General features: G+C 62.1%; 10 protein-coding genes. 3 read left to right on the top strand and 7 right to left on the bottom strand.

What is annotated here, in order from left to right:
• Positions 1-251 precede the first annotated feature (251 nt).
• The 3 genes from N430_RS08880 to bglX all read right to left on the bottom strand — a co-directional run bounded on the left by N430_RS08880 (position 252) and on the right by bglX (position 5,774).
• Positions 252-1,586, bottom strand: a complete 1,335-nt coding sequence (locus N430_RS08880; protein ID WP_110636036.1) for a sigma-54 dependent transcriptional regulator — start codon at positions 1,584-1,586, stop codon at positions 252-254.
• Entirely contained in the window at positions 1,580-3,337 is a 1,758-nt protein-coding gene (locus tag N430_RS08875) for an ATP-binding protein (protein ID WP_110636039.1), read from the bottom strand. The genes N430_RS08880 and N430_RS08875 overlap by 7 nt, the downstream gene beginning before the upstream one ends.
• Before the next feature lie 145 nt (positions 3,338-3,482).
• Positions 3,483-5,774, bottom strand: coding sequence for a beta-glucosidase BglX (gene bglX, locus N430_RS08870; RefSeq protein ID WP_110636272.1), 2,292 nt, complete (start codon positions 5,772-5,774; stop codon positions 3,483-3,485).
• 187 nt (positions 5,775-5,961) lie between these two features.
• On the opposite strand from bglX, the gene N430_RS08865 reads away from it, so the two are divergent.
• A complete protein-coding gene (locus N430_RS08865) occupies positions 5,962-6,579 on the top strand; it encodes a TPM domain-containing protein (RefSeq protein ID WP_110636042.1) in 618 nt (205 codons plus the stop codon).
• A 73-nt stretch (positions 6,580-6,652) separates the two neighbouring features.
• Positions 6,653-7,867 carry an SAM-dependent methyltransferase gene (locus N430_RS08860; RefSeq protein ID WP_110636045.1) on the top strand — a complete coding sequence of 405 codons (1,215 nt, stop codon included), beginning with the start codon at positions 6,653-6,655 and terminating at the stop codon, positions 7,865-7,867.
• 17 nt (positions 7,868-7,884) lie between these two features.
• Here the strand turns inward: N430_RS08860 and N430_RS08855 are convergent, their stop codons facing one another.
• Both N430_RS08855 and N430_RS08850 read right to left on the bottom strand, forming a co-directional pair.
• Entirely contained in the window at positions 7,885-8,796 is a 912-nt protein-coding gene (locus tag N430_RS08855; RefSeq protein WP_110636048.1) for an EamA family transporter, read from the bottom strand.
• A 290-nt stretch (positions 8,797-9,086) separates the two neighbouring features.
• Positions 9,087-10,097 (bottom strand): DUF4917 family protein, encoded by a 1,011-nt coding sequence (locus N430_RS08850; RefSeq protein WP_110636051.1) that lies wholly within the window; start codon positions 10,095-10,097, stop codon positions 9,087-9,089.
• Between the two features lie 239 nt (positions 10,098-10,336).
• Between N430_RS08850 and N430_RS08845 the strand changes: the two genes are divergently transcribed.
• Positions 10,337-11,404: a glycerophosphodiester phosphodiesterase gene (locus tag N430_RS08845; protein WP_110636054.1), complete on the top strand. Its 1,068-nt coding sequence runs from the start codon at positions 10,337-10,339 to the stop codon at positions 11,402-11,404.
• A gap of 1 nt (position 11,405) precedes the next feature.
• On the opposite strand, the gene nadS is transcribed toward N430_RS08845, so the two are convergent.
• Both nadS and N430_RS08835 read right to left on the bottom strand, forming a co-directional pair.
• On the bottom strand, positions 11,406-11,693 hold the full coding sequence (nadS, locus tag N430_RS08840) for a NadS family protein (protein WP_110636057.1): 288 nt from the start codon (positions 11,691-11,693) through the stop codon (positions 11,406-11,408).
• Entirely contained in the window at positions 11,690-12,010 is a 321-nt protein-coding gene (locus tag N430_RS08835) for a type II toxin-antitoxin system RelE/ParE family toxin (RefSeq protein WP_110636059.1), read from the bottom strand. Before N430_RS08835 ends, nadS begins: the two co-directional genes overlap by 4 nt.
• Positions 12,011-12,045 lie beyond the last annotated feature (35 nt).

The raw sequence follows: 12,045 nt of genomic DNA, 5'->3' as shown, positions 1-12,045 counted from the left end.
ATACCTTCTCGTTGTTTTTGTGGAGCGCGCCGAAGCGCAGCTTGCCAGGGCAATTGCAGAAGGTGTGCCAAATGGGTGCGTAACGATCCAAATGGGGGCGTTGCAGCGTCACGGGAACCGCGTGTTACCTGGCGCGGCGCAGTTCTCTGTGGGAGCGGGCGTGCCCGCGAAGGGCGGCACAGCAGCCCCGAAATCTCACTGGAATAAGCGGATTTTCGCCTATCAAGATCCGTCGATAAGCGGATTTCCGCCTATTCACGCTCGACGAATGCCTCGCGGACCAAACCGTGGCGCTGCATCTTTTCGTTCAGGGTGCGCCGAGGCAGCTGCAAGGCTTCCATCACCGCCTTGATCTCCCCAGCATGCTGGCGCAAGGCCGCGCGCAGGCACTGCGCCTCGAACGCTTCCATCTGCTCACCCAACGACTGCCCGGCAGGCGCCACTTCGATGTTCGGCGAGCCCAACCCCAGGGCATGCCGCTCTGCGGCATTGGCGAGCTCACGCACATTGCCCGGCCAGTCATGGGACAGCAGCTGCGCCAGTTGCACGCCGCTCAATGCTGGCGCCGTGCGCCCCAGCTTGGTCGCGGCCGCACGGGCGAAATGCTCGAACAGCAGCGGGATGTCCTCACGCCGTTCACGCAACGGCGCCAGGCGCAGTTCCGCCACGTTCAGGCGATAGGCCAAATCCTCGCGAAAACGCCCGGCGCGAGCCTCTTCGAGCAAGTCGGGTTTGGTGGCGGCAATGATGCGCAGGTCGACACTGATACTCTGGTTGGCCCCCAGTCGCTCCAGCTTCTGCTCCTGGATCACCCGCAACAGCTTGGCCTGCTGGGCCAGCGGCATGCTCTCGATCTCGTCGAGGAACAGCGTACCGCCGTTGGCGTATTCCAACTTGCCGATGCGTTTGCCCTGGGCGCCGGTGAAGGCACCGCTTTCGTGACCGAACAGTTCGGCTTCGAACAGTGCTTCAGGGATGGCCGCACAGTTGAGTGCGACGAACGGCTTGTCGGCACGCGGGCCAAAGTCGTGCAGGCATCGCGCCACGCGCTCCTTGCCGCTGCCGGTTTCGCCGCGGATCAGCACGTTCACTGGCAGGTTGGCCAGGTCCAGCACTTGCCTGCGTAGCTGCTGCAATCCTTGCGACATGCCGAGCAGGGTCGTTTCCAGGCGCGACTTGAGGTCAGCCTGTTCATGCAGACGGCGGTTCTCCAGGACCAGCTGGCGTTTCTCCAGGGCGCGGCGCAGGCTGCCCAGCAAGTGCTGCGGGGTGAAGGGCTTTTCGAGGAAGTCGTAGGCGCCGTTGCGCATGGCCTCGACCGCCATCGGCACATCGCCATGGCCGGTCAGCAGGATCACCGGCAGGTCCGGGTCATCCGCCTGCAGGCGTTCGAGCAGTTGCAGGCCACCCATGCCTGGCATGCTTACGTCGCTGATGATCACCCCGGCAAAGTGCGCGGGCAGCTGGGCCAGGCAGTCTTCGGCGCGCGCGAACAGTTGCACGCTGAAGCCCGACAGGCTCAGCCATTGCTCGACCGCAGTGCGGATGCTGGCTTCATCATCGACGACGATCACCGAATTCAACATACAGGCTCCAGGTCACGGGGCAGGGTCAGGCTCAAGCGGGCGCCGCCCGGCAGGTTCTCGGCGTGCAGCTGGCCGCCGGCTTCGACGATGATGCCATAGGAAATGGCCAGGCCCAGGCCCAGGCCTTCGCCCACCGGCTTGGTGGTGAAGAACGGGTCGAAGACCTTGGCCAGGTCCGCTTCGGCAATGCCGCCGCCGGAGTCCAGCACGCTCAGGCGCCATTGTTCAGCGTCCGGTTCGATGCGAACCTCCAGGCGCTTGTAGCGTTTGTCGAGCATGGCGTCCAGGGCGTTGCGCAGCAGGTTGATCAATACCTGTTCGAGGCGGATCGCATCGCCCCGGACCCAGGCCGGGCGTGCCAGGTAAAGGGCCACCTCGACTTCCTCACTGCGAATGCGGGTGTCCAGCAGGTGCAGGGCCTGGTCGACCACGGTGGCCAGGTCGAGGCGCTCGCGCAGGCCGACCGGGCTGTTGCGGGCGAAGGTCTTCAGGTGGCTGGTCAGCGCGGCCATGCGCGTGAGCATCTGCTCCAACGGCTCGAGGGCCTTGCGCGCATCGTCGTAACGGCCGTGGTCGAGCAGCAGGCGCAGGGTTTCCAGTTGCATGCGCTGGGTGGTCAGCGGCTGGTTGATCTCGTGGGCCATGGCCGCCGACATCTGCCCCAGGGCAGCCAGCTTGGCCGACTGCACCAGGCCTTCCTGGGCGGTGCGCAGCTCGCGGGTGCGTTCCTCGACCTGGCGCTTGAGCTCTTCGCGGCTGCGCTGGCGCAGGCGGGCCAGGCGCAGGCGCTGGCTGACGAACAGTGCGGCGAACACCAGGCTCAGCCACACGGCGGCGGCGCCCAGAGCAGCGTTGCGGCCGGCGGCTTCGACCTGGGGCTTGCGCAGCAGGTGCAAGGTCCAGTCCTCGCCCTCCAGCGGCAGGCTTTCCCAGAGGTATTCGACGGCGCCATCGGGGCCCTGCACGCGGCTCAGGTGACTGTTGCTGGCGAAGCGGGTCAGTATCTGGTGCTGTAGCGGCACCAGCGGCTGTTTGTCGTATTGGCGGGTCTCGCCAAGCTCGGCGCGATCGGCGCCGCTGAGCGGTTTCAGCTCGCGGTAGCGCCAACCGTCCTGGTTGGCGATGAAGGTAATCCCGCGGGCATCACTGACCAGCAGGATGTCGTTGCCTTGGCGCCACTCGCGTTCAAGCTCGGGGAACTCAAGCTTGACCACCATGGCGCCGAGGAAGCGCCCGTGCTCGTCGCTGACCGCGCTGGCCAGGAAATAGCCCGGCACGCCACTGGTTACACCCACTGCGTAGAAGCGGCCACTGCCCTGGCTGCGGGTCTGCTTGAAGTAGGGGCGAAAACCATAGTTGGAGCCCACATAGGTGGTCGGCAGGCGCCAGTTGCTGGCGGCTACGGCCAGCCCGGTGCGGTCGAGCAGCTCCAGGGTCGAGGAGTTGGCGGCGCCGTTGATGCGTTCGAGCTTGAGGTTCAGTGCGTGCTGCGTTTGTTCGCTGACCGGGCCGCGCAGGGCCTCGATCAGTTCCGGGTCCAGCGCCAGCACGGCGGGCAGGGCGCGGTAGCGATCGATCAGGGTGTGCAGGGCGTTGGCGTACAGCACCAGCTGCTGGCTGGCGCGGCGGGCGTCGTCCTCCATGGCTTGGCGCTTGGCCTGGTGCATGGCCCAGCCGGCACTGAGCGCGGTGCCGAGTACGATCAGCAGGGTGATCAGCCCCAGACGCAGGGCGCGAAAGGAAAAGGGCATGGGGCGGATCCGGATTCAGGGATATCAGGCCTGGCCCTTTCGCGGGCTTGCCCGCTCCCACAGGATACTCACAGCCCGATGGACTTGTGCAGTACCAGTGGGAGCGGGCGAGCCCGCGAAAGGGCCGGTACAGGCAACCTTTCAGTTACAGCAGTTCGAAACTCTTTTGTTGCACTGCCTCGGAATCCAGCCCGACCTGGACGTTGAACTCGCCAGGCTCGGCCACCCGTTGCAGCTGGCCATTGTAGAACTTCAGGTCTTCCTCGTTGATGCGGAAGGTCAAGGTCCGCGACTCACCGGCCTTGAGCATCAGTTTCTGGAAGTTCTTCAGTTCCTTGACCGGGCGGCTCATCGACGCCGAAACATCCTGCAGGTACAGCTGTACCACCGTCTCGCCGTCAAGCTTGCCGGTGTTCTTCACCGTCACCTTGGCTTCCAGGGTGTCGCCACGCTTGAGGTCCTTGTTCGACAGGGTCAGGCCCGACAGCTCGAAGCTGCTGTAGCTCAGGCCATAGCCGAACGGGTACAGCGGGCCGTTGGGCTCTTCGAAGTACTGCGAGGTGTAGTTGCCCGGCTTGCCTGGGGTGAACGGCCGGCCGATACGGGTGTGGTTGTAGTACATCGGGATCTGCCCGACCGAACGCGGGAAGGTGATCGCCAGCTTGCCCGAAGGGTTGTAGTCGCCGAACAGCACATCGGCGATGGCGTTGCCGCCTTCGGTGCCGGAGAACCAGGTTTCGAGGATGGCATCGGCCTGCTCACGCTCCCAGCTGATCGACAGCGGGCGGCCGTTCATCAGCACCAGGACCAACGGTTTGCCGGTGGCCTTCAGGGCCTTGATCAGCTCGCGCTGGCTGGCCGGGATTTCCAGGGTGGTGCGGCTTGACGACTCGTGGGACATGCCACGGGACTCACCGACCACGGCCACCACCACATCGGACTGCTTGGCGGCCTTGACCGCTTCATCGATCAACACGGCTGCAGGGCGCGGGTCATCGACGATTTCAGGGGCATCGAAGTTGAGGAAGTTCAGGTAGTCGAGGATCGCCTTGTCGCCGGTGACGTTGGAGCCTTTGGCGTACACCAGCTTGGCCTTGCCCTCGATCGCACGGCGCAGGCCTTCGCGCACGGTGACCGAGTGCATCGGCTTACCGTCGGCGGCCCAGCTGCCCATCATGTCGATCGGGGCATCGGCCAGCGGGCCGACCAGGGCGATGGTGCCGGCCTTTTTCAACGGCAGGGTCTGGTTGCGGTTTTCCAGCAGCACCAGGCTGCGGCGTGCCACGTCACGGGCGGCGTCGCGGTGCAGGCGGTCGTCGGCGTAGTAGTCTTTCAGGTCGGTTTCGGCCTTGCCGATGCGCACGTAAGGGTCCTTGAACAGGCCCATTTCGTACTTGGCACCGAGCACCTCGCGCACGGCCTGGTTCAGCTCGTGCTGGGTCACTTCGCCGGACTTCAGCAGCCCTGGCAGCTCTTCGCCGTACAGGGTGTCGTTCATGCTCATGTCGATGCCGGCCTTGATCGCCAGCTTGGCGGCTTCGCGACCGTCACGGGCGACACCGTGGCGGATCAGCTCCTGAATGGCGCCGTGGTCGCTGATGGTCACGCCCTTGAAGCCCCACTCTTTGCGCAACAGGTCGTTCATCAGCCAGGTGTTGGAGGTGGCCGGCACGCCGTTGATCGAGTTGAGCGCCACCATCACCCCGCCGGCACCGGCGTCGAGCGCGGCGCGGTAGGGCGGCAGGTAGTCGTTGTACATCTTCGGCAGGCTCATATCGACCGTGTTGTAGTCGCGCCCGCCTTCCACCGCGCCATACAGTGCGAAGTGCTTGACGATGGCCATGATGCTGTCGGGGTTGGCCGGGCTGCTGCCCTGGAACGAGCGGACCATCACTTGGCCGATCTTCGAGGTCAGGTAGGTGTCTTCGCCGAAGCCTTCGCTGGTGCGGCCCCAGCGTGGGTCGCGGGCGATGTCGACCATCGGCGCGAAGGTCATGTCCAGGGCGTCGGCCGAGGCTTCGATGGCCGAGGTGCGGCCGACCTTGGCGATGGCGTCCATGTCCCAGCTGGCGGCCAGGCCCAGGCCGATCGGGAAGATGGTGCGCTCGCCGTGGATGGTGTCGTAGGCGAAGAACATCGGGATCTTCAGGCGGCTGCGCATGGCGGCGTCCTGCATCGGCCGGTTCTCGGGGGCGGTGCGCGAGTTGAACGTGCCACCAATGCGACCGGCGGCGATTTCTTCGCGGATCTTCTCGCGAGGCATTTCCGGGCCGATGCTGATCAGGCGCAGCTGGCCGATCTTCTCGGCTTCGGTCATCTGGCTGATCAGATGGTCGATGAACGCCTGCTTGTCCTGCAGGGGCGGGGCGGTAGGGGCGGCAAGGGCCGCCTGGCTGGCAAGGCCCATGGCCAGGCCCAGCAAAGACAGTTTCATCATCAATTCCATTGTCGAGGCCTTTGCCGTATCCACGGTGATACGCGCTCGGCCGAAGTTTTCAGGCGGCTATTGTTGTACGATTCGCGGGTAATGCTTCCAGCGGCGGATTATGCCTGAATATGTCGGCCGCGGACGAAGCCCCGAATGCCGGGACAACAACTATAAGAACGCTGAAGAGAGCGAAGGCATGACCCCCCTCAACGAATACGAACGCCGCCAGGTGGCCGAGGCCATCGCCCGGGTCGAGCGACGCACCGATGCGCAACTGGTGACCGTGCTGGCGCGCCGCGCCGATGACTATGCCTATCTACCACTGTTCTGGGCCGCCGTGCTGGCGCTGGCCGTGCCTGGCCTGCTGCAGTGGTTGCTGGGCTGGCCCGGCATACGAGGGCTGCTGATTGCCAACATGCTGCTGTTCATTGGCCTGTGCCTGCTGCTGCGCAGCCCGCGCCTGGCGACCATGCTGATCCCCGCGGCCTTGCGCCGCTGGCGCGCTTCGAGCCTGGCGCGCCAGCAGTTTCGCGAACAGAACCTGCAGGGCACGGAAGGTGCCACAGGGGTGCTGATCTTTGTCGCCGAGGCCGAGCGACATGTGGAAATCCTCGTCGACCAAGGCATCGATCACCATCTCGATGCCCAGGCCCGCGCCGTGTTGGTTGCGCGTTTCGCCGAGCAGGTTCGCCAGGGGCGGACCTTGCAGGGCTTTGTCGAGTGCATCGAGGCGTGCGGTGAGTTGCTGTGCGAACACGTGCCACGCACCCATGCGCGCAACGAACTGCCCAACCGTCTGGTGATTCTCGACTGAACTGGCAGGCGTAGGGTGTAGAATGCGCGGCATTGCGCAACGCGCCCCCTGTTATCCGAGGCACCCGCTTTCCATGTCCGCCAGTACTTCCGCTTCTTCCGCGCCGGATGCGCGCGCCCAGTTCCTCGACCTGCTGAGTGCCGCCCTGCACGGCAACACCCTGGTCAAGCTGGTGCTGGCGCGCCATGTCGGTGCCGATCAGACCCTGCAGCGCATCATCGCCAAGCCGCTGCTGGTGAAGGGGCAGGCCCAGCTGTCGCTGGTCTACCGCCACCAGACCCGCGACATCACCCGCAACCTGCCGCTGGATCAGGCCCAGGCGCTGGTCGCCGAACTGCTGCCGGAGAGCTTCCGCAATGCCCACCTGTTCGATGCCGACGGCGAAGTGCAGCTGACCTTCAGCAAGAAGGGCAAGCCGATGCTCCAGCGCCATGGCGCGCAGGCGCCACGTGAGGCAGTAGCCAGCACCGGCCATGACCGCGAGAAGAAGCGCTACCTGGAGCTGTCGCGGCCATTCCTGCGCGACCTGGGCGTGACCGATGCCCAGGGCGCGCTGATCCCGTCGATGTCGCGCAAGTGGAAGCAGATCAACAAGTTCATCGAAGTCTTCGACCACGCCCTGGCCAATGCCCCGGTACCGGCCGAACAGACCCTGCGGGTAGCCGACTTCGGCTCGGGCAAGGGTTACCTGACCTTCGCCATGCATGATTACCTGCGCAACACCCTGGCGCGAGAAGCGCAGGTGACCGGGGTGGAGCTGCGCCAGGACATGGTCGACCTGTGCAATGCCGCTGCGCAGCGCCTCGAGCACCCAGGCCTGGAGTTCCAGTGCGGCGACGTGCGCAGTGTGGTGCCCGAGGCCATCGAGGTGATGATTGCCCTGCACGCCTGTGACATCGCCACTGACTACGCGATCCACACCGGCATCCGCTGCAATGCCGCGATCATCATGTGCTCGCCGTGCTGCCACAAACAGATCCGCCCGCAACTGCACAGCCCGGGGCTGCTGCAACCGATGCTGCAGTACGGGCTGCACCTGGGGCAGCAGGCCGAGATGCTCACCGACAGCCTGCGAGCGCTGTATCTGGAAGCCTGCGGTTATGAAACCAAGGTGTTCGAGTTCATCTCCCTGGAGCACACCAACAAGAACAAGATGATTCTTGCGGTGAAGCGCCGGCAGGCGGGGGATAACGCTGCATTGCTGGAGAAGATCGAGCAGCTCAAGGCGTTTTATGGGGTGCAGGAGCATTGCCTGGAGACGTTGTTGCGGGCGGATAAGCTGATCTGATTACCCCAATTCCCTTTTCAGCCATCATGCATCGATATGACGGCGACGCCGGCCACGATCACCATGATCGAAGTGATCTTGCGTAAAACGCTGGTTGGTGCAATGTCCTCTCGCAAAAAAGTTGGAAAGTAACGTGTGGCAATGTACCCAAACAGCAGAACAAATAACGGATGTATGCTGACGACGACGGACACCAGTGCAGCACCACCGCCTGCTGCAAGTGCAGCCATGAAAAATATATAGCCCCCCACATCAAAGCTGTTGGTGAGCCCAAAGATGCCAAACTGCTTGAGGCTTAACTGCCTCAGATCATGGGTGATCAGCTTTCGGCAGTAAGGTATAAGCAGAAGTAACAGCCCGCCGAGCGCATAGCCAAGGAAATTCAAAAACAGTACGGACTCCAGGCTTTTTACCTTCAGTATCTCGTCTGAGATAACCGTTGATGCTGCACCAAAGAAGGCGGAAACCAAAATCATTAGGATATGCTTTCTTTGACCCAACCCATCGAGTGTCTTGCCCGATGCACATAGCAAAAGGATACCTCCTGTTATCAGGAAAAAGCCGCCCGCCTGCCAGTATGTCGGGATGGCGTTAAAGAGCAGTGCTGTGGCAACCAGAACGAAGAGTGGCTCCGATTGGTGAATCGGTATCACGACTGATACATCCATGTCTTCCAGCGAATAGCTATAGGCAAAATACTGGAGGAATATGGCAAGGCCTGAAAGTATGTTGAGGCATGCGGTAGCGAAGGCTATATCAGTTGGTTCCAGTGCTGCATAAATAACGAAGGCGAAAAATACATTTCCAATGCTTAGCAGGAAGATAAAGGAGATGTAGTTGGATGTGATGTTGTTGATCGCAAACTTGTCGATCATGTTGGACAGGCTCCATAGCAGTGGAGCCATTAGCGATAGGTATAGCCAGCTCATGATGTTTTCCTGAGGTATCAACTCGAAGGGAAGGGTGTGCGCCGTCTCGTGAGTGGATAGAACCTCGGGAACGTGATGGTTTCAATGTTTTTTTGGACTTGTCATGTTATTTCAGATATGGATTACGGATGACTCTGAAGAGTTTGTAGGAATTTTCAGCTTGCTTATTTTTTCGAACAGCCCGACGGCCAGGTGGAACTCAAGCATAGCGCGCTAAGAGCTGAATCAAACTGATCTATTCCCATGTGCGGTATTTCAGTACATCGCAATGGCTACCATGCTGTTTAGATTCAGCGCTTTACCGACGGCACTTCGATCGCCAACCCCTCCAACCCCAACGGATGCGTACTGGCATCGAAGAAGTGCAGCGCCGTCCCGGTCATATCCCCGAACCGCTCGACAAAATGCTGCTTCTGGTTGATCACCGAAGCCTCACTCAACGGCCGGATGGCAATCGACAGATGCGCCGGTCGTGCCTGGCGAATGGCGTCGACCAGGTGCCGGTCAGTGCCGTCCAGATGCTGCCCGAACAGGCATACGCCCTGGCTTTCCTGCGCCAGTTGACCCAACCCCCAGGCGAGGTAGTCGGAGTTGCGGATGGCGCGCAGTTTTTCGTCGCTGCGGTCTTCGTTAACGAACAACGGCACTTCACCTGGAATGTTCACGGCAAAGCCGTCCAGCAATTCGGCGCTGTCGGCGCTGCGCTGGCGGGTGCTGCCGTCGGGCAGTTTGAGCAGGTGCAGGCCGCCATGCAGGTGCAGTACGCGGGTGCCTTCGCTGCGGGTGCGGCGTATGTCGAAGAACCCTTGATCGTCGAACAGCGTGGCGAAGCCCTGCGGATTGTGCTGCACGGCCCAGGGCAGGATGAGGTCGTAGTTGCTGGTATAGACGCTGCGGTATTCGCGCAAGGCCAGGTTGATCGACGCCAGGGTAGCGGCTGGCACCAGCGGCCAGGGCAGGTGCAGGGTGCGGATGGCGTGGATCAGGCCTTCCTTGATCGAGTAGTAGCGGTTCAGCGGCGCGGTGGAATTGATGGCCAGGGCGGCGTTGGCGCGCACGGTATGGTTGAGGGTGCTCAGTACCGGCTCGAACAGCTCGGTGCCCAGCGACTTGAACAGGGCTTGGTCACTGATCGCCAGGCCTTTCTTGCGCCCGGCGCGCTGGGCTTCCTCGTATAGCGAGAAGTAGCCGAACGGTTTCCAAAGCGCGCGACTGGCGCCGTTGCCCAGCAGCAGGGCTGTGCACGGGTGGCGCTGGTTGAGGTCTGGCCAAGAGGCGAGGCGGGCGTCGAGAGCTGGCATGTGCGGTCCGTTCGGTGGTGCGGGAAACGGCGGGGACTTTAGCATGTCACGCAAGGTGTGCGAGGGTTGGGGCTTACATTACCGCCTTGTATTGCCTGTTCTGGCCTCTTCGCGGGCAAGCCCGCTCCCACAGGATTACCGTTTGCTTCAGGGCAGTGGTGTACCTGTGGGAGCGAGCTTGCCCGCGAAGAGGCCAGAACAGGCAGCACAAGACCCGCAGGACGAAAGAGGACTTCTCCATGCGCAACCCGCTGCTCCGCACCCTGGCCCTGAGCACGCTGTTCTCGGCTGCACTGGCTTCAGCCACTGATGGCAAGACCTTGGCCGCTGCCCAAGGCATTCCTTACCCGGCCGTGATCGCTCATCGCGGCGCTTCCTACGATGCCCCTGAATCCACCACGCCTGCCTACCTGCTGGCCCGCGAGCTGGGCGCCGATTACCTGGAACTCGACCTGCAACGCACCCGCGATGGCGTGCTGGTGGTGGTCCACGATGATCAGTTGTCGCGCACCAGCAATGTCGCCGAGCGATTTCCCGAGCGTGCGAAGAGCCCGGTCAGTGCTTTCACCCTGGCTGAGCTGAAGTCGCTGGATGCCGGCAGCTGGTTCAACCAGGCCTACCCGAAGCGTGCCCGTCCGTCGTTTGAAAAGTTGCCGATCCTGACGCTGGACGAAGTCATCGACATCGCCGAAGGCAACCCCGACCGCCACCCCGGGCTGTATATCGAAACCAAGGTGCCCAACCAGTTTCCCGGCATTGAGAAAGACCTGAAGGCACGCCTCGAAGCCCGTGGCTGGCTCGATCGGCCGGGGCGGGTCGTGTTGCAGACGTTCGACCGCAACAGCCTCAAGTTGCTGCACGAAGCGATGCCGCAGGTGCCGAAGATCCTCTTGTTGTGGGTGGGCAACAGTGGCATCGCATCAGCATCCGGGCAGGATTTCGCCCAGTCAGGCGAGCAGGACAAGGCCGCTTTCTATGCGCGCCAACAGCCCAAGGACAAGGCGGAGTTCCTGCGCTGGCTCGACCATGCAAGGCAGGAGGGTGCAATCGGTACCGGCCCGTCAGCCACGCGCACTCATCTGGGCGAGCAGAGCTACAGCGACCTGATCCAGCCATGGATGAACCAGGCCAATCACGAGCGCGGGTTGTTGGTACACGTCTACACACTCGATGACCGGATCGATTTTGACAAGGCCATGAAGGCCGGTGTCGACGGAATCTTCACCAATCGGGCGGGGGAGCTTTTGCGCGCTTATCAGCGCCCGGCAGAAAGCGAGGCGGTTCTGTTGAAGCGTTTGGGGTACTGAATCAATGGGCAAGTGCCCTGAGGACATGGTCAGGGTCGTTGCGTATGGCACGTAGCAAAGCCTTGGCTGGCCCGGTAGGTTCTCTGCGCCCTTGCTCCCAGTTCCTTAGTGTGGCGACCTGAACATCGATCATCTCGGCGAAACGCACTTGAGACAGACCCGTGGTTTTGCGGATGCTTCTGACCTGCAGTGCATCTATCTCGATGACTCGCGAGGGCAAACGCTTACCTTGAACGATTTCATCCATCTGCTGAACGCTTTCCATCAGCTCTTCAAAAAACTTGCTCATGTACGCCTCCAGTATTCGATGATGTTCTTTAGTGCCTTGCGTTGCTCGCTGGACAAGTCGGAATGCTCATTTTTCGGAAAGATGTAGAGCATGGCAATCTGTGAGTCTGAGTTGAAGTGGTAATAGATGACCCGGGCTCCACCACGCTTCCCGTGACCGCTGGCGGCAACGCGAAGCTTGCGTAGGCCACCCGTACCTTCGATCAAGTCACCCGCATCGGGAGTGCTCATCAGTTTGACTTGAAGGAGTCGATAGGTGTCGTCCTCAAGCAGCGCTTTCACTCGTTTGGTGAACACGGGCGTTTCAATGAAGAGCATAGCAGGATGTGCGCCATTGGCGTAGTCGCTGGTTG

Source organism: Pseudomonas sp. CC120222-01a, assembly GCF_003097235.1.
GTDB lineage: Bacteria > Pseudomonadota > Gammaproteobacteria > Pseudomonadales > Pseudomonadaceae > Aquipseudomonas.
The sequence above is the reverse complement of the archived record's forward strand: the minus strand, read 5'-3'. Positions and strand labels throughout refer to the sequence as shown.